Genomic DNA, 18,599 nt, shown 5'->3' with positions numbered 1-18,599 from the left:
TTGTTTTAGTTGAGGTTGATTTTTCTTAAAATTGCCTATCTTTCAAACCAATGATCAAACTTTACACAATTGTTTCCTTTTGCTTTTTGCTGTTGTTTTCAGTAAGCGACGCTATGGCCCAACAGTCATTGATCAGCGAAAAGAACAGGCTTCAGCTTAACGATATTTCACAGCAATCGCTCACAAACTATAAAGCATCTCACGACAAGGCAGTGTCATTAGCGGCCACGCATGGATGGACATTATCCCGCCGTACAAAAAACGGCAACCTGGTTACCTTACAGGGAGTTAATAAATTAGGGTTCCCTATATATCTTATTACGCATAATAATACCACCGCGGCAGCCACCACAGGTACTAATACCCTGCAGCCCGGAGGTTCATTAGGTTTGAACTTGTCAGGATCGTCAGATTTTTTGACCAACAAGCTGGCCATATGGGATGGCGGCGCGGTTTACAAAGCGCACCAGGAATTTGCAGGTAAAACCATCACACTAAAAACAACCGAACCGGTAAATGACCATTCATCACACGTGGCAGGTACCATGATTGCCAAAGGCATTTATGCACCGGCTAAGGGCATGTCGTTTGGGGCAACAACGCTTCAGTCGTATGATTTTAATAATGATGAAACCACCATGAGTGCCGCTGCTGCCAATCTTCTACTTTCCAATCACTCATACGGGGTAGTAACGGGTTGGGATTATAATGATTCGGCCGGCCGCTGGGAATGGAATGGTTTACCAGGCGACACGGTAGATTATAACTTTGGTTTCTACGACTCAAAAACAGCCAACTGGGATAAGATAGCTTATAATGCCCCATATTACCTCATTGTTGAATCGGCGGGTAATGAGCGTTCAAGTAATGGCCCTGCGGTAGGCGAAACCTACTATGGTTACAAAAGTAAAACCGATCAAACTTTTGTGAACAAAGGCGCCCGCCCTGCCGGGATCAGCAATAATGATAGTTATGATATTATCAGCACCAGCGGTAATGCCAAAAACATACTTACTGTAGGTGCAGTTTACCCGCTATTGTATGGGCCAAAAAACCGAAGTGATGTAGCCATAGCGCCTTTCAGTAGCTGGGGCCCAACGGACGATGGCCGTATCAAACCCGATATTGTAGGCGATGGTGTTAACGTACTTTCGGTAGGGGTTGATAACACTACCTCATACGCTACTTTATCAGGCACCTCAATGGCTGCCCCTAATGTTACGGGCTCGCTTTATTTGCTGCAGGAATACTATGCTAAACAAAATGGAGGAACATTTATGCGGTCGGCCACATTGAAAGGGTTGGTTTGCCATACTGCCTTTGATGCCGGTAATATAGGGCCTGATTATATTTATGGCTGGGGATTGCTTAATATGACCGAGGCTGCACAAGCAATAACCAATAATGGTGGTAAAAGCATGGTAAGCGAAAAAACGCTTACACAGGGACAAACACAAACCTATAACGTAATAGCATCCGGTAACCGCTTACTGGCCGCAACCATATCATGGACCGATCTGCAAGGTACGCCAACTACCGAGGGGGTGATCAACAGCCGAACTCCTAAATTGGTGAATGACCTCGATATCAGGGTAAGCGACGGCACAACAACTTTTACCCCCTGGGTGCTTGACCCTAATAAGCCCGGATTTTCTGCAACTAAAGGGGACAATATCAGGGATAACATTGAACAGGTATATATCCCTAATTCGGTTCCCGGCAGGGCTTATACTATTACAGTATCGCATAAAGGAAGCTTGTCATCCGGGTCGCAGGCATACTCGCTTATTGTTACCGGGGTTGGGGGAACTGCTTACTGTGCTTCGGCTCCGCTTTCAAATGCCGACTCAAAGATTGATAATTTAAAACTCGCTAATATTGATAATACCGCGGCTGCAGGTTGCACGGGCTACTCGGACTATACCAACCTTACCGTACAGCTTGAGCAGGCTAAAACGTATCCTTTGAGCATCACCCTTGGTACTTGCGGCAACAATTTTAATAAAGCTGCAAAAGTGTTTATAGACTGGAATGCTAACGGTGTGTTTGAAGATAATGAACTGGCAGCAACAACCGGGATCATTAATGGAACCGGTACCTATAATACCAACATTACCGTGCCGGGAACAGTAACTGCCGGGGCTTATAGCCTGATGCGGGTTGTGCTTACTGAAACCGGCGATGCATCAACCATTAAAGCTTGCGGCAGCTATACCAAAGGCGAAACCCAGGATTACCGGGTGCAATTTCTGCAAACCAGTATTGACGCAGGCGTTATTTCCATTGTTAGCCCTGGCAGCAGTGGTTCGTGCTCGGCGAGTACACCTGTTACGGTGAGGCTTAAAAATTTTGGCAACGCAGCTATAAACAATATCCCGATAACAGTTACCATTACCAATGCCAATAATGTTACAACTACTTACAACGAGATCTATAAGGCATCATTGCCAGCATTGGCCGAGGATAACTTTACCTTTAGCCAGGAGTTTAATGCGGTTGCAGGAGCATCCTATACTATTACCGCTACCAGTAAACTTACCGGCGATCCGGTTAGCAGCAATAATTCGGTTACAGCCAATATTACCATTAATTCGCCGGCAACTATTGGCGATCTGAGTGCTTATTATTGTACCACTACCAATCAATACGAGTTATTTGGCACCGGTGACGGTACTGTACTATGGTATCAGAATGCAACTGATGAATTGCCCATAGCCGCCGGAAGCGAAGCGTTAACAACTCAGGCGCCGGTTAATAATACTTACTATGCAGGCGTTAATGATTTTAGCGGAACAATTGGTCCTGCTACTAAAAGAGTATTTACGGCTGGGGGTATAACCAGTTTACCCCTTATGTAACTGTAAACACTAAGGTGCCGGTATTAATTAAAAGCGCGCGTCTTTACATTGGCAATTCGGGGAAAATAACATTTAATGTATCCAATGCTAACGGGCAAATTGTATCGTCGGTTACTATAAATGCTGTTGCAACCCGTACCACCCCTCTGGCAGGCGCACAGCCCGATGACCCTAACGATCAGGGACAGGTGTATGATTTAAACCTGTCGTTACCAGGTGCCGGCAATTACCAGATATCGGTTGATTTTGCTGACCAGGCTACAATATATCGTAACAACGGAGGGGTAACAGGTTATCCGTTTAAGATCGGTAATATATTTAGCATTACCGGTAACAGCGCCACTGCAACCAATGGCGATACTACCGCCTACAAAGGGTACTACTATTATTTTTACGATATGAAGGTGCAAAGCCTGGGCTGTGCATCGGCCACGCGTAAAGCGGTAACGTTGAGCAGACCGTTTATTACCCAAACCAATAACACCCTTAACTCAAACTTTACCGATGGTAACCAGTGGCTGTTAAATGGCACTGTAATAAGCGGGGCCACCGCTGCAACTTACAACCCTGTACAAAGTGGAAAATACCAGGTGCAGGTTACACTGGCCAATGGCTGTGTGGCGCAATCAGATAATTATGTTTACGCACGCGAAGGCAGGGCCGGAAATAAAAATGAAATTGGGTTGAGCGTGTTCCCGGTACCGGTAAGCACTGATTTAAACGTGGTATTTGCGGCCAAAGAAGCCACCACTATGAAATTATCTCTCATTAATGCTTTAGGTGAAGCGGTTTACCAGGGTGGGCAGCAAAATATTGATCATGGTAATTACAGCACTATTTTGAATGTGAGCAGGCAAACGCCTGGGGTATATGTGCTTAGGGTATTGCTTGGACAGAAGGTCTATTCGCAAAAAGTTATCATCACCCGTTAGGCAGGTGATGATAATCTCTTTTATTTTTTAGAAGGTATACTTTAATCCCAGTCCGGGTGCGATATCGAAAAATGGCCCTCTTGCCAGTTCAAGTCGTGGATTAAGGTCAAGGCTGATTGCAATTGGCGCATTAGGGATAACATATTCCAAACCGATAACAGCATCGGCACCTATCAGGATGTGTTTGCCGTTGTAGTATTCGTCGTCGCCGCCAAAACGTTTGTAGTAGCCATTGCCTACCGAACCAAGGTGGCCGCCAAAGCCATAATAAAAGCTCAGTTTATCAACATTAAAAGCTTGCTGGTTTAATTCATACAAGCCGGTTAATACCGCACCGTGATCGCGGATACCCAGGATGCCTTCAAGCGCGGTGCCTTTATCCATAAAATATTTAACAGAGGGGCCAACCTCGTATGCGCCAAATTTTAAACCTACTGCTGTTTTATAGTCTTGGGCCTGTGAGTTTTTGCTGATCAATAAAAAGAATACGGAAAATAATAAAAGGTACGTTAGTTTTTTCATGCAGATGAATTTAATGATTGACAATAATGTAGCTGTAACAAAAAAGTGACCAGCTTGTTTAGCTTAATTTTGAGCTTTTTATTTCATGCAAATAAACGCCAGAATTGCTTTTTTATGCTATATGTGTTTAAAAAACATTGTGCTTTGATTGGTATTGGATTGGTTTTCAATAGAAAAGAATGGTTTCGGATTGTTAAATAAAGCACCCAAATAAGTTATTTTAGTGAAAATTAAATTGCTGTAATGACTATAAACCGCCTTGAAATAAATAATCCGAAATTCCAGATACTGTTTTTATCCGTAATATTTTTTGTTTTGTCGGGATGTGCACCGGGGCAGCTCGGGCTCAATAACAGCGGTCAGTACCGTAACGGAATGGTAGTTTGCGCATATCCCGATGCCGCACAGGTGGGGCTTGATATATTGAAGAAAGGAGGTAATGCAGTTGATGCCGCCGTAGCGGTGCAATTTGCTTTGGCAGTCACTTTGCCCGAAGCCGGCAACATAGGTGGCGGCGGTTTCATGGTTTACCGTGCCGGTAACGGTAAAACAAGCACACTTGATTTTAGGGAAAAAGGCCCGGGTGCAGCTAATGTTAATATGTATCTTGATTCGGCCGGTAATGTAATCCCCAATATGAGTTTGTATACCCACAAAGCATCGGGCGTGCCAGGATCAGTTGATGGAATGGTTGAGGCTCATCGTAAGTACGGCAAACTGAAATGGGCCGATTTGATTGAACCTGCCATTAAACTTGCCCGCAACGGTTTTAAAATAACGAAACATTTGGCCAGCGATCTTAACCATACCGCCGGACAATTTAGAAAATTAAACCCGGGTAAAAATTATTTGGTAAAAGAAGGGGAATGGAAGGAAGGCGATTTATTGATACAGGAAGATCTGGCCAAAACATTTGAACAGATCCGGGATAAAGGGCGTGACGGTTTTTATGACGGGCCTGTTGCGGATTTGATTGTTGATGAAATGAAACTTGGTAATGGCCTTATCACGAAAGCTGATCTCAAAAACTATCATGCTGTTTGGCGTGATGCACTTGTTGGTAAATACAAGGATTACAAGATCATTACCATGCCGCCGCCTTCAAGCGGGGGATTGCTTTATTGCAATTGCTGAAATCGGTTGAGCCTTATCCGCTTAAAAGATGGGGCTTCAATCAGGATTCTACCATGAGGCTTATCGTGGAAGCGGAGCGCCGGGTATACGCAGACCGTTCTAAATACCTTGGCGACCCGGACTTTTATAACGTGCCGGTTGATAGCCTGCTCCAGCCGGCTTATATTACATCGCGCATGAAAAGCTTTAACTGGGACGCTGCTACGCCAAGTGCCAGTATCCAGCCAGGGTCATTTGTTGGTTATGAAAGCGACCAAACCACGCATTATTCCATTGTGGACAGAGAGGGCAACGCGGTATCTGTTACCACCACATTGAATGATAGTTTTGGCTCAAAGATATTTGTAGGCGGGGCGGGCTTTTTGCTGAATAATGAAATGGATGATTTTAGCTCCAAGCCCGGTGTGCCAAACATGTACGGGTTGGTTGGTGGCAAGGCTAACAGCATCCAGCCCGGGAAGCGGATGTTATCATCCATGACACCCACTATTGTTGAAAAGGACGGCAGATTGTTTATGGTGGTAGGAACTCCCGGCGGTTCAACTATTATTACCTCTGTTTTCCAAACCATACTCAATGTAATTGAATTTAATCAGAACATGCAGCAGGCTGTTGCATCAAAACGTTTCCACAGCCAGTGGCTGCCCGACGAAGTAACTATTGAGAAGGACGGTGTTGACAGTACTACAGTTGGCAAGCTACAAAGCAAAGGATATAAGATTGTAACCACCAAATCCATTGGCCGTGTTGACGCTATCCTCAAAACTAAATGGGGCTATTACGAAGGCGGGGCCGACCCGAGAGGGGATGATACTAAGATGGGTTTTTAGTAGCAATAGCATTTTTTAGTGGCAGTTATAATAGGCAGCAGCAGCAGCAATTTTTAGTTGAAGGATAAATATCCAAAAGCATAATCGAAGCCTATAGTAAGAAGTCTCAATTATTACTGTCACTACAACCGCTACTATTAGTGCTGCTGCAACTAAATTTGCGTAATCAATAAGCATTTCTTACGTTTGGTATGCATGCATAATAATGTAAAACACCAGGAAACTATCGACTATTTTATAAAGATAGTGTGGCAAACCATGGCTAACCGTTACAACCAGTTGGTGACGGAGTTTGGTTTTACACAATCAATAGGTTACCTGCTCATTAATATCGACGAAAAGGAAGGTACTACCGTATCGCAGGCTGCTGCCTTGCTGGGGCTTAAATCAACCAGTCTGTCGCGCATGCTTAGTCAGCTGGAAACTACCGGGCTGATATATCGCGAAAGCAATGAGGGTGATAAGCGTTCGGTTAAAATTTACCTTACTGCATTAGGTAAAGAAAAACGACATCAGGCCCGTGTAATAGTACGCCAGTTCAATAATTACCTTGATGCTAACATCAGCGAAGCCGATAAACAACACCTCATCGAAACTCTTAAAAAGCTGAACAAGCTTACCGTTAACTATAAACCCTGATTGGTCATTTTGCTTCGCGTCATTGCGCTGCGCTGTCATTATGCTGCGCAGTCATTGGTCATTATGCTTCGCGTCATTGCGCTGCGCTGTCATTGGGTCATTATGTTGCGCGTTATTATGCTACGCTGTCATTTTGCTTTGCAGTCATCGAGGCATTTACTTCGTGTCATTAGTCATTATGCTTGGAGCCGTTGAGTTATCGACAGTATGCCAGGCAATGACTTAATGACCAAATGATAAAATGACCGCGCAGCGCCCACACTTTTACTTAAAATCGAGCGTTTTACCTTCGAAATATCCCTTATCGGGTGTTTTAAACGGTGCCTGCTTTTTATTAATTGTTAAAAAGTGTTAAGCTGCCGTTTTTCTATTTTAAAAGAATAAATTTGCCTTTTGAATTGATGAACAGGATACTGATAGTTTTATTGCTTTTAGGCGTTATTGCAGGTGGTTGCGTAAAATCATCCGTCAGCCCCTTAGTTCAATACAACAAGCAAAAGGAAATTGACGACAAGATCATAAGTGATTATGTGGCTGCCAACGGCTTAGTAGATAAGGCTAAAAAGGTGTATGATACAACAGGTGTTTATTACATAGTAAACGATGGAGAAGGGGGAACAGGTAATGTGCTTTACACCAGTTCGACACAGGTTACAGTTGGTTATACCGGTAAAATACTAACATCGGGCGTTGTATTTGCCCAAACGGATCAGTTTCATCCTACCTATATATTGGGGGGGTAATTAAAGGCTGGCAGTTAGGTATCCCGCAGATCAAACCGGGAGGTAAGGTTCGGTTGCTGATTCCATCGCGTTATGCCTATGGGCCATATGCGCAGGATTCGATACATTTGCCAGCAAACTCGGTACTTGATTTTCAAATTCAGCTGTATAACGTAACCAATTGATAAAGCCAGATAAAAGGGACATATAGCCAGCGAGCAAAAGCTTTAGGCGGTTAAAAAGACAAATTATAATAAATGAAACAAACTATTTTTACGCTCTTAGTACTTATCTCTATAGGCCTTATATCATGCCGGAAAGACAGGAACGATCCGGACATTAAGCAATATGACGACACCCAGATCAAGAATTATATAGCGGCAAACAGCATCACAGGCATGTTACGTGATACCACCGACGGTGATACCACCGGTATTTACTACAAGATCCTTTCACAAGGCCGCGGCACACCGATGGATTATTCAGATCAGATCTCATTTGTATTTACCGTTCGCACGCTCGATGGTAAGTTTGTATCTGTTGACTCGCTTAACGCGAACCATTTTTACGGTTATTTGGGACATGTTAGCAACTCACTGCCCAAAGGTTTACAGACAGCTATCCACAACCTCATAAAATATAAAGGTACGGCGGCAAGGGTGATCATCCCATCACATTTGGCTTATGGCGTTAACGGTTACGGATCGGGTAGCTCAAGTAATGCAAATACTCATATCGGCGGTAACCAAAGTTTGGATTATTATATTAATGTGGTTTCAAACCAGGAGCTGTATGATGACGCTGTAATTAAAAATTATATTAAAACTAAAGGGCTTACCGGATTTACCAAAACGGCTGACGGAGTATATATAAAAGTAGCTACACCTGGTACCGGTTCTGATTTAATAGGCCTCGATTCATATATAACATGTACCTATTCGGGCAAATATTTAAATGATACAGTGTTTGACAGTACCTCTCTGCAAGGGACAACCTCTTCATCTTTTACAGTTAGCGGTTTGGTTAAAGGTGCCCAGGAAGGTTTAACCGGGCAAACAGCCGGATCTGCAGTATCTATCATAATACCTTCGAGATTTGGTTATGGCAACACTGGCAGTGGTTCATCAATAGCTGCAAATGTGGTGTTGTATTTTGACTTTACAGTAGCTACGGTTACTAATTGATGTAATTATTTAGCCAGCGCCTTTTTAAACGCTGCTAAACAACGGTCGCGGGCTTTGCTGTGATCAACAATGGGTTTTGGATATTTGCTGAAGTCGGCATATTCCGGAACCCATTTTTTTATGTATTTAAGTTCGGGGTCAAACTTTTTGGTTTGAGCATCGGGGTTAAAGATCCTGAAGTACGGCGCCGCATCGGTACCTGAACCTGCAGCCCATTGCCAGCCACCTACATTGCTGGCCATTTCATAATCCAGCAGCTTACGGGCAAAATAGCGTTCTCCCCAGCGCCAGTCAATCAGCAGGTCTTTGCTTAAAAAGCTGGCCACTATCATACGCACGCGATTGTGCATAAAGCCGGTTGTATTCAGTTCGCGCATCCCTGCATCAATGATTGGGAAACCGGTTTCGCCTTTGCACCAGGCATCAAACTGTTTTTCATCGTTTATCCAATGGATGCGGTCATATTCCGGCCTGAAAGCATGGTCCATCGTATGAGGGAAATGATGTAATATCATCATATAAAATTCGCGCCAGATGAGCTCATTAAGCCAGGTTTTATCATCATGACTGTAGGCTGTAGCTGCCAACTCCCGGATGCTTACGGTACCAAAGCGTAAATGCATGCCAATATGTGAGGTGCCTTTAATGGCCGGAAAATCACGCTGCTCTTTATAATCTTTAATTACACCTTCATAACTTTTGTCGGGCAGGGGTATATTGCTTTTTTCAAAGCCCATTTCTTTTAACGATGGGATAGGAAATGCTTCGGTTTGATAAAGATTTTTAAGATATTTTTTTGTTGGATAGGCCTTTAAATAAAATGGTTTTAGCGTACTGTACCATTTACGCTGGTATGGAGTGTAAACGGTGTAAGGCTTGCCATCGTCTTTTATAACTTCATCCTTTTCAAAAATTACCTGGTCTTTATAGGTTTTAAAGGGGATGCCATGCTCTTCAAGTTTTGCGCGTACCCTATCATCGCGTTTAGTGGCGTAGGGTTCATAGTCGTGATTGGTGTAAACCGCGGCAATGTTATGGTCTTTGATGAGCTTATCCCAGGCGTGTATTGCTTTATCATAAAGTATCAACATAGTGCTGCCATGCTTATGCAATGCTATACTTAAGCTTTCAATAGTTTGATAGATGAACGTAACGCGGGCATCGTCCTTATCTTGAAGCTTGTCAAGAATTTCTCTATCAAAAATAAATACGGGTAAAACAGGATTGCCGCTTTTAAGGGCATAATAAAGGCCTGCATTATCATCAAGCCGTAAATCGCGGCGGAACCAGAATATGCTAACCGGTGTTTTATGATCCATAAATTTCACTTAATGCTGTATCTATATCAGCAAATTTAAATTTGAAACCGGCGTCTTCAATTTTTTGTGCCGATACTTTGGTACTGCCCAGTACTATACTGCTCATCTCGCCCAATAGAAGTTTGAGCACAAAGCCCGGCACATTTGGCGCCCACAGTGGTTTATGTAATTGTTTGGCAACGGCCTGGGTTAATTGCTTATTGGTGACAGGATTTGGTGCAACCATATTGTAAACGCCGCTAAGGTTCTTATTTTCGATCCCTAAAAAGTACATATCCACAACATCCTGCCAATGGATCCAGGGCACCCATTGTTTACCGCTGCCAATGGGCGAGCCAACATATAGTTTTATAGGTTTTGCAAGGGTTGGTAATGCACCGCCATCTTTATCCAGTACTACACCGGTACGGAATTTCAAAATTCGAATCCCAAACTTTTGGCCCTCATCAACGGCAGCTTCCCACAGTACACAGCATTGGGATATAAAATCCCTGGCCGGAGCGCTTGTTTCATACATCAGTTCATCCCCACGGTCGCTGTAATAACCAATGCCTGATGCGGAGATAACTGAAGTAACCTGATGCTGTTTGCGTTTCAGCAGATCATACACCAGCTCAATTGATTTTACGCGACTATCGATCAGGTCTTTTTTACGGGCATCGGTCCAGTGCTTTTCAGCAATGCCCGAGCCGGCCAGATGCACGATGGTATCAATCCCGTCGATACAATGCTCATCAATGATGCCTTTGTTGATATCCCATATAAATGTCTTTACCTGCGGATTGTTACCGGCTTTTCTGCTTAAATGACTTACGGTATAACCCTTAGCCAATAGTGCTTTAGTGAGATGTGTTCCCAGTAATCCTGATCCGCCGGTTAGTAGTATACTTTTGTCCATAATTTTGTCCATAGTGTTTTTACCTGATACGCTATTGCTATGGACTATGGTCTATCGACTATGATCCCGGCTTTTTCTTTATAATTAACAATCTCCCTTGCCATACCGTTAAATATAAACAGGTGAAAAGGCCACATGGCATACCAGTACAAGCGGCCCCACAGACCATTGGGCCTAAAGGTAGCTACCTGACTTAAACTTTGCTTACCATGGCGTTCAATTATTTTAAATTCAAGCCATGCTTCGCCCGGTAATTTCATTTCAGCGTACAGGAGCAGGCGTTTGTTTTCGCGGTCGGCCAGCAAAACCCGCCAAAAATCAATTACATCACCCGGACTTATATTGATATTGCTTGTGCGCCCCCGGCGCGAGCCAACACCACCAAAGATCTTATCCAGGAAACCGCGGATGTTCCAAATCCAGTCCCAATAATACCAGCCCCGGTTGCCGCCTATAGAAAGCACGTTGGTAAACACTTCGTTGGCCGGGCGTTCAAAAGGCATTTTTACTTTGTATTCCTGCGTGCCGTTTTGAGGTACCTTGATCTGGTCCATAAAACCGGGATTAAGGTAACCCTGGTTAAAAGCATCTTTCCAGCTGGAAACGATGGAGTTTTGCTCAATTTTAACAAAGGCAAGCTCAAGGCATTCTTTATAAGTAAGGCATTTACGTGGCACAACCTCATCAATGCCATGATCATGCATAATGGTTTCGTTCTTCATGCTGTTTACAAGGCTTTGAGCAAGTGTAAAGCTTGTAGAAGTAACAAAATACAGCCAATACGATGATATTTTAGGAGATAGGAAGGGTATGGTTATAATATACCTTTTCAGCTTACGTACCTCAGCATAAGTAAGCATCATCTGCCTGAAAGAAAGGATATCCGGCCCGCCTATATCAAAGGCCCGGTTGTAAGATTTTTCATTTAGCATTACACCTTCCAGATAACCAAGTACATCACGGATGCCGATGGGTTGGGATTTTGTATTGACCCAACGAGGAACGGTCATCACAGGAAGCTTTTCGGTAAGGTCACGAATGATCTCGAACGAGGCACTACCCGAACCGATGATAATAGCCGCCCGCAAAACGGTTAAGGCTGCTTTGCCTTCTTTCAGTACATCTTCCACATGCCGTCGTGATTCCAGGTGACGCGAAAGATGTTGATCGTTGGTTATCCCGCTTAAAAATATGGTTTGTTTGCACCTGGTTTTATCGAGTGCCTTTACAAAGTTATGGGCCGAAAGAGCCTCGAGTGCGGCAAAATCATGAGTTTGCGCCATGGAGTGCACCAGGTAATAAGCTGCATCAAGATCTTCAGGAAATGCTTCGATATTTGACTCTTTAAGCAGATCGCCGGTAATGAGGGTGACTTTACCGCTAAAATCGCTATGCTCGTGAAAACGACGTTTATCACGTACCAGGCAAACTACATCATGGCCTTTCTCCAGTAAAACCGGGATAAGCCGTGTACCTATATAGCCGTTAGCGCCAGCAAGCAAAACCTTCATGCATAATGAAACAACAAAAAAGGCAGGCTGTTTTAAGCTAAACGCCTGCCTTCATAATAAATTAATAAATAGTTATATCCTATATGTTTACACTATCTGTCACCACTACTTTGCTGCACAGTGGCTTAGCATATTCTTCGGCAAATATCACATGGGTAGGGTCAACCTGGTAAGCTTCCTGCGCTTCGGCGGTATCAAATAAAATCAACAGTGATACATCATAAGAGCGGTCAATTACATCGCGATTGGTATCGGCCGGCACGCCGATATGTATATCGCGGATATGTGGAATAGGCAGAAGGATATTAAGCCCTTCAATCAGTTTATCTTTATCGGCTTTGTTTTTTAACCAGAAGTGTACGTGGTGTACAAAAGTGTTTTGGAGTAGAGGCATAAGGATATGTTGTTAGTTTTTTCTTTTGAAAAGTTTTGTGACCTAATTTGAATTAAAAGGTTTATTTAAAACGATGTTTAAATACGCCTGAAAATTCTGATAGCCGTTTTTTGATGAATTTCCAAGGTCGATCATATCACCAAGCCCTGTATCAAATATTTGCCAGTTATTTTTTATGGCGAGATCTATCAGTGGATAAATAGCAGATTCACCATATAAATTGAGCATTAAAGTACTTGAAGGCTCACCATCATCAAAATAATCTATCGTAAAATCATCTTCTTTTATTTCGTGGTGGTCACCATCTGTAATTATATTTTTGAAATACTTTTTAAAAGCCTTGGAAAATGAGACAGGGAGTAGTTGTTTTTCATCCACATCTGCCAGGTCAGTAATTTTTTGCCTCGAATTAAATAGTACTACATCCCAACTCATATAAGATGAAATTAATGCATACAGCCTACATAAACTCTTCCCTTAAAAACAAAGGCCGTTTTAACCTTATCAATAACTTGTAAGGCGCTATCTGCACTGTTTTTGTTTTCATAAATTCCGGCTACTAAAGCAATCGTTTTTGGGCTTGTATCAAATTGGTAGTTCTCAAGATATTCAAGGCTTAACGTTTTGGATGGAAATCTCCGTGGATAATATTCGCCCGCATAAATCTCATCTTCATCCTTATCGGATAATGCAATGAGGTCTTTAGCTTTATTATATCCCCGTTCCATCGTATCAATAGGGATACCGGATAATTTATTCAAGGCAAACATTCTATTCCTGAGCGTATAATAATTGATACCTGTATCGGCAATTAAAATATAGTAATTTGCATAAGCAGGTTCACTATCCGTATTAGATGTATCAATACCTGCTGCCTTAATCTTGATTGTGTTTTTATAGGATGAAGCCAAAACCTTAACATGTTTTACTTTAAGAGAATGGGCATCTTTATCAGAAGGTTTCGATTTGCAGGCAGCAAATAAGCATACTATTATAAGCAGAAAATGAACTTTCATATGAGGGTATAGGTTATCCAAATATAATTGAATTTCAATTTGAAAGGCAAATGCGTGCTGTCCATTGTGAACTCAAAACTGCCAAGTGCTTAATATTCCAATACCACATGCGGTTTAAAAGTATCCGTTTTAACTTTTGCCTTTAGCTCATGTAAAATATTATACAACCCAAAATTGGTGCGGTTTACGTAGATAAAATGTTTAACGCCTCGGGCTTGTTTAAATTCCGGCATTTTTGATATGCGCTCGCCAAAACCGTATAACTGATCAAAAAATTCGGTCTGGCCAAAATCAAATGTATCGGTAATATATGGTTGGGCAAACAGGCTTATCATTTCCTTATACTGGGTATAATAAAACTCGATCTGCGCCGGGGTATCTCCTTTATGGATCATATCCAGCTGGCGGAATGCCTTGATGGTTTCTTCCTTGTTATCCAGTAAATTGGTTGATGTAAGCGAAAAGAACGGATAATAAAAGTCCTCCGGCATTTCCTTAATGCAGCCAAAGTCAATAACCCCAAGTTTGCCTTCTGGCGTGATCATAAAATTACCGGGATGCGGGTCGGCATGTACGGCGCGGAGCTCATGTTGTTGAAAGTTGTAAAAATCCCACAAAGCCTGACCTATCTGGTTGCGAAGATCCTGCGATGGATTGGTGGCCAAAAACTCTTTCAGGTGTTTGCCTTCCAGCCAGTCCATCGTAATGATACGCTTGCTGCTTAGCTCAGGGTAATATTTAGGGAAAACAACATTATTAAGATTGGCACAGGCATTGGAAAACTCAACAGACCGGCGAACTTCAAGCTCGTAATCGGTTTCCTCGAGCAGGCGTTCTTCAACCTCTTTCATGTAAACATCCAGTTCCTTCTCGCTCATGCCCAGCATCCTGAAGGCAAAAGGCTTAACAAGTTTCAGGTCAGACGAGATAGAATCGCCTACACCAGGGTACTGGATCTTAACTGCAAGCTTTTTGCCATTTAGCTCGGCCTGGTGAACCTGGCCTATCGAAGCTGCATTGGTTGATCGGATATTGAACTTATCAAAAATCTGATCGGGGTTTTTGCCAAAATACTTCCTGAATGTTTGCACAATAAGAGGTCCGGAAAGCGGCGGAGCATTATATTGCGATTGGGTAAACTTATCAACATAAGCTTGCGGCAGCAGGTTTTTATCCATGCTGAGCATTTGCGCTACCTTGAGCGCGCTACCTTTAAGCTCACTTAATGATTGATAGATATCAGCGGCATTATCCTCGTTCAACTCCGATTTATCCAGATCAGGGTTGAATAGCTTTTTGGAGTAATGCTTAATATAGTTGCCGCCAATTTTAATACCTGTTTTTACAAATTTGGCCGACCGCTGTACTTTGGTAATAGGTATGCTATTTTGTTCGGGAGTGGCTCCCGGAGTTTCATCTGCCATAGTTTTAAAATCCCATCTTATCCTTTATCCCGCCATTTTGCACCAAAAACTTACCGTATTCAAAAAGGTTGTCGATAGGTGAGCGTTGAAAAAGATCAAAAGTGACATTAATGCCTTTTTCGATGGCCTCATCGGTTTTCTCAAAGCCGACCGAGTTATCGTTGATCCAAAAGTTAAGTACGAAGACAAACTGGATCCATAAGGCGTCTTTATACTTTTTTGAGAAGTATTTACGATCGCTTAGTTCGGTGCTTTCAATTCCTTCCTTCAAAATCTCATCTGCAAAGGCCTCAAAAAGGTCTTTCAGCGGGCTGAATACCCTGGGCGTAGTAAAACCTTTAGGCTGCTTTTTAATGCTGTAAACCGCGAAGCTGCGGCTGCTTTTCAACAACTCAAAAAAACCGTAAAAAAATGATAAAGCTTTTTCACGTGCCGTATAGCCTTCCCAAACTTCCTGGGCACGGATCTCGGCCAGTGTTTTGGTGGCAAAACCAGCCCAAATGCCCTGTTCAACCGCTTCAAATGAGCCATAGAACTGGTAAAATTCGGCTTCGCTCATTTCATTTTGTTTTGCGAAGATATAAACCGATTTAGGCTGTTCGCCTTCGGTTAACACATAATCGATATAGGCGTTCTGGATGTTTTCGATAGTTGCCATGTTAAACCTTTCCTCAATCCTCTCCAAAGGAGAGCACTTTTTTAAGTTGTTATATTTAAATCAAACTCTATAAACTTCCTCTCCTTTGGAGAGGGTTGGGGCGAGGTTACAAAAACTGCTCAACCACCTGTTGCAGCTGCCTGGCCTGCACCACGCCGCTTTGGCGCCATTTGCTTTGCCCTTTTTGAAAAATCATGAGGGTTGGTACGCTTTGTATGCGGTAAGCACTGGCTGCAGCAGGATTTTTGTCAATATCTATTTTGATGATCTTTACCTTATCACCTAACGCTGTTTTAACATCGTGCAGTATAGGCGGCATCATTTTACAAGGCCCGCACCATTCGGCCGAAAAATCGACCAGCACCGGTGTTTCTGATGCTATTATTTCCTGGAAATTTGCCATAAGTATTTTATTAATTGTTCATGGTTCATGGATGATGGTTCATAGTACGGGCATTATAGTGATGCCTGTTTTCTGTAGATAAGCTAATTGCTATGAACTATGATCCATAAACTATATGCTATTCAAATTTAACCATTTACCCGCGAAAAAGTTTAGTGTTTTAATATCAAAGCATCGGCTATGAAGTATATTTACTTTATGCAAACAAAACTAAGCACTTACCTATTCCTGGCGGTCCTTGTATTGCCTTTTTCGGGTGTGGCCCAGGGCACTGTTATACCGCTTTGGCCAAACGGAGCGCCGGGATTTGAAAACCGCCGCAATGAGCCCGAACAGGCTAAAGACTATTGGGTTAAAAATATTCACAATCCATCACTTACTGTTTTTGCGCCGCCGAAGGATAAAGCCAATGGTGCCGCGGTGGTGATATGCCCCGGCGGCGGGCATCGCTTGCTGGTGTATACTGCCGAGGGTGTTGACCCTGCAAAATATCTTAATACGTTGGGTGTTACGGTTTTTGTGCTGAAATATCGTTTAGGCAGAGATACACTATCGCCATACAAAATTGATGTACACGCCAAACAGGATGGCTATAGGGCCATGCGGCTGGTACGCAGCATAGCAACTCAATACGGCTTGGATACAAACCGTATTGGGATGATGGGTTTTTCGGCAGGCGGCGAGGTGGTTGATATGGTTGCTTATGGCGAAGGTAAAGGTGACCCCGGGGCTCCCGATCCTGTCGACAGGTTAAATGCCCGTCCCTCGTTTTTGATCCAGATTTATCCGGGGCCTCTTTATATTCCCGATAAACTACCTTATGACGCCCCGCCGGCGTTTTTGTTAGCCGCCAATGATGATGTTTGTTGCTCGCCATCGGTAGTAAAACTATTGCAGCGTTACCGGGAAGCAAAAATACCGGTTGAGGTACATATTTATACCCAGGGCGATCATGGCTTTAATATGGGGTACCGGTCAAAGCTGCAAAGCATCAGCACGTGGCCCCAACGCATGGCCGACTGGCTGAGTGATAATAATTACCTGCACCCGGCAACAGCCAAAAGGATGAAACTTCATTAAGTACGGTAAAAAAATAGGATTATAAAAGAGAGGCATATGCATGACTGAACAGCATAGCCTCTTCTTTTAACAATAGCCCTATTGTACCCCTACGTTCGGGACTAATGTATCTTGTAACAGCTTTCGGTAAAAGCTGTGCGTTTTGTAATGAATCTCCCCGGTTCGTATTAATTCATTTTTATACAATTTTCCACTACTTCGGTACGCCGGCCAAATGAATAAGTGGCGTCATTGACAAATTTGTAACTCAGCGTAGCTGTTTTTACTGTTGAAACCAATATCACGTCTGAAGCATTATCAACCACAAGTACACCATTCGTATTACTGTTTTGTTCAGGTGCTGATGATGTACTGGTAAGCATCACGTTAGTATACTTGTCAGGCTGTGTTGATTGGCTTACTGTATAAGTAGTGTTTATCTTCTCATTACCCGAAGATATATTGCTCACCCAGCTTGCACCCGTTTTTAATGCTTCCGAGTTATCGGCAACCAGGTTTAAGCGTGTGCCGGTTATAAACTGATCCTGTTTAAAACCTGCGAATAATAACAGCGTGTCGGTAGCGTATCGCTCATCCGGATCATTTACATCGGTTATGATCCCATTTTTATCGATGCTGAGCGTTACCGATTTGCCTATAAGACTTTGCAATGCCATCTGGATATATGAGCTGGTATCGGCAGGCCTGTCTGAGCTGTATTCCATTTTTTTACCAAAGGCATCCATTGTATCGTTGATGTGACTTGTGGTAACGGTTAAAACAAACCCGCTACGGGTAATACCTGTAACCTTATAGGTTTTTGATATTGATGATGTTGTATTGATATTGAATGTTTGCTTCCCCCGCTGCAATATACTTGCCGCACTTATATAGGTTGTTTTATTGTACTCATCGCCCTGCTTAAACGTAAGTTCGCGGCGTTGAGCTTTGCTGAAGCAGGCTGTGAACAGCAATAAAGCCATTAATGCCGTTTTTATATTGAAGAGGTGTGTTTTCATTTTTTTAATCGATTTATATTATCCCCTGTTGGATTGAAAAAGCTAAATATAGATCACTGTTTACTAATGGCTTGGCA

18 protein-coding genes and 1 pseudogene are annotated in these 18,599 nt (G+C 42.9%); 8 read left to right on the top strand and 11 right to left on the bottom strand.

The genetic code is table 11. The annotated features are described in order from the left end of the window. Positions 1-50 precede the first annotated feature (50 nt). Together ACRQ5D_RS04500 and ACRQ5D_RS04495 are read left to right on the top strand one after the other, a co-directional pair. On the top strand, positions 51-2,858 hold the full coding sequence (locus tag ACRQ5D_RS04500) for a S8 family serine peptidase (RefSeq protein ID WP_432328483.1): 2,808 nt from the start codon (positions 51-53) through the stop codon (positions 2,856-2,858). Positions 2,859-2,872: 14 nt separating this feature from the next. Then, complete coding sequence (locus ACRQ5D_RS04495) at positions 2,873-3,790, top strand: T9SS type A sorting domain-containing protein (protein WP_432328482.1); 918 nt, start codon at positions 2,873-2,875, stop codon at positions 3,788-3,790. Between the two features lie 27 nt (positions 3,791-3,817). Here the strand turns inward: ACRQ5D_RS04495 and ACRQ5D_RS04490 are convergent, their stop codons facing one another. Beyond that, entirely contained in the window at positions 3,818-4,312 is a 495-nt protein-coding gene (locus tag ACRQ5D_RS04490) for a hypothetical protein (protein ID WP_091171899.1), read from the bottom strand. Positions 4,313-4,555: 243 nt separating this feature from the next. Between ACRQ5D_RS04490 and ggt the strand changes: the two are divergent. The 5 genes and pseudogenes from ggt (at position 4,556) to ACRQ5D_RS04465 (ending at position 8,821) form a co-directional block, all read left to right on the top strand. Continuing rightward, positions 4,556-6,276 (top strand): annotated as a pseudogene (gene ggt / locus ACRQ5D_RS04485) (gamma-glutamyltransferase). Positions 6,277-6,471: 195 nt separating this feature from the next. Next, positions 6,472-6,915, top strand: coding sequence for a MarR family winged helix-turn-helix transcriptional regulator (locus tag ACRQ5D_RS04480; protein ID WP_090530294.1), 444 nt, complete (start codon positions 6,472-6,474; stop codon positions 6,913-6,915). Positions 6,916-7,316: 401 nt separating this feature from the next. Beyond that, positions 7,317-7,658 carry a hypothetical protein gene (locus ACRQ5D_RS04475; RefSeq protein ID WP_431199143.1) on the top strand — a complete coding sequence of 114 codons (342 nt, stop codon included), beginning with the start codon at positions 7,317-7,319 and terminating at the stop codon, positions 7,656-7,658. Further along, complete coding sequence (locus tag ACRQ5D_RS04470; protein WP_431200946.1) at positions 7,598-7,822, top strand: FKBP-type peptidyl-prolyl cis-trans isomerase; 225 nt, start codon at positions 7,598-7,600, stop codon at positions 7,820-7,822. Before ACRQ5D_RS04475 ends, ACRQ5D_RS04470 begins: the two co-directional genes overlap by 61 nt. A 72-nt stretch (positions 7,823-7,894) precedes the next feature. Then, positions 7,895-8,821, top strand: a complete 927-nt coding sequence (locus ACRQ5D_RS04465; protein ID WP_091171905.1) for an FKBP-type peptidyl-prolyl cis-trans isomerase — start codon at positions 7,895-7,897, stop codon at positions 8,819-8,821. Positions 8,822-8,826: 5 nt separating this feature from the next. Here the strand turns inward: ACRQ5D_RS04465 and ACRQ5D_RS04460 are convergent, their stop codons facing one another. The 9 genes from ACRQ5D_RS04460 to trxA form a co-directional block, all read right to left on the bottom strand. Beyond that, the gene (locus ACRQ5D_RS04460; protein WP_091171907.1) at positions 8,827-10,140 is read right to left on the bottom strand and encodes a cryptochrome/photolyase family protein; all 1,314 of its coding nucleotides are present in this window, start codon (positions 10,138-10,140) and stop codon (positions 8,827-8,829) included. Continuing rightward, positions 10,130-11,038: a TIGR01777 family oxidoreductase gene (locus tag ACRQ5D_RS04455; RefSeq protein WP_091172005.1), complete on the bottom strand. Its 909-nt coding sequence runs from the start codon at positions 11,036-11,038 to the stop codon at positions 10,130-10,132. Before ACRQ5D_RS04455 ends, ACRQ5D_RS04460 begins: the two co-directional genes overlap by 11 nt. Before the next feature lie 44 nt (positions 11,039-11,082). Beyond that, the gene (locus ACRQ5D_RS04450) at positions 11,083-12,549 is read right to left on the bottom strand and encodes an SDR family oxidoreductase (protein ID WP_091171909.1); all 1,467 of its coding nucleotides are present in this window, start codon (positions 12,547-12,549) and stop codon (positions 11,083-11,085) included. A 79-nt stretch (positions 12,550-12,628) separates the two neighbouring features. Further along, positions 12,629-12,943 carry a Dabb family protein gene (locus ACRQ5D_RS04445; RefSeq protein WP_091171910.1) on the bottom strand — a complete coding sequence of 105 codons (315 nt, stop codon included), beginning with the start codon at positions 12,941-12,943 and terminating at the stop codon, positions 12,629-12,631. A gap of 42 nt (positions 12,944-12,985) precedes the next feature. Next, positions 12,986-13,378 carry a hypothetical protein gene (locus tag ACRQ5D_RS04440; RefSeq protein ID WP_091171912.1) on the bottom strand — a complete coding sequence of 131 codons (393 nt, stop codon included), beginning with the start codon at positions 13,376-13,378 and terminating at the stop codon, positions 12,986-12,988. An 11-nt stretch (positions 13,379-13,389) separates the two neighbouring features. After that, complete coding sequence (locus ACRQ5D_RS04435) at positions 13,390-13,959, bottom strand: hypothetical protein (RefSeq protein WP_091171914.1); 570 nt, start codon at positions 13,957-13,959, stop codon at positions 13,390-13,392. 89 nt (positions 13,960-14,048) lie between these two features. Beyond that, positions 14,049-15,383 carry an ABC1 kinase family protein gene (locus ACRQ5D_RS04430; RefSeq protein ID WP_091171916.1) on the bottom strand — a complete coding sequence of 445 codons (1,335 nt, stop codon included), beginning with the start codon at positions 15,381-15,383 and terminating at the stop codon, positions 14,049-14,051. Positions 15,384-15,387: 4 nt separating this feature from the next. Continuing rightward, positions 15,388-16,041: a TetR family transcriptional regulator C-terminal domain-containing protein gene (locus ACRQ5D_RS04425; RefSeq protein ID WP_091171918.1), complete on the bottom strand. Its 654-nt coding sequence runs from the start codon at positions 16,039-16,041 to the stop codon at positions 15,388-15,390. A 106-nt stretch (positions 16,042-16,147) separates the two neighbouring features. Continuing rightward, positions 16,148-16,444: a thioredoxin gene (gene trxA, locus ACRQ5D_RS04420; RefSeq protein WP_090530271.1), complete on the bottom strand. Its 297-nt coding sequence runs from the start codon at positions 16,442-16,444 to the stop codon at positions 16,148-16,150. 180 nt (positions 16,445-16,624) lie between these two features. Between trxA and ACRQ5D_RS04415 the strand changes: the two genes are divergently transcribed. Continuing rightward, entirely contained in the window at positions 16,625-17,524 is a 900-nt protein-coding gene (locus ACRQ5D_RS04415; RefSeq protein WP_431199137.1) for an alpha/beta hydrolase, read from the top strand. A gap of 167 nt (positions 17,525-17,691) precedes the next feature. Here the strand turns inward: ACRQ5D_RS04415 and ACRQ5D_RS04410 are convergent, their stop codons facing one another. Further along, positions 17,692-18,522 carry a DUF6263 family protein gene (locus tag ACRQ5D_RS04410; protein ID WP_091171920.1) on the bottom strand — a complete coding sequence of 277 codons (831 nt, stop codon included), beginning with the start codon at positions 18,520-18,522 and terminating at the stop codon, positions 17,692-17,694. Positions 18,523-18,599: the final 77 nt, after the last annotated feature.

The sequence above is a fragment of the Mucilaginibacter sp. P25 genome (assembly GCF_050859465.1).
GTDB classification, from domain to species: domain Bacteria; phylum Bacteroidota; class Bacteroidia; order Sphingobacteriales; family Sphingobacteriaceae; genus Mucilaginibacter; species Mucilaginibacter gossypii.
This window is presented reverse-complemented; position numbering and strand designations above follow the sequence as displayed.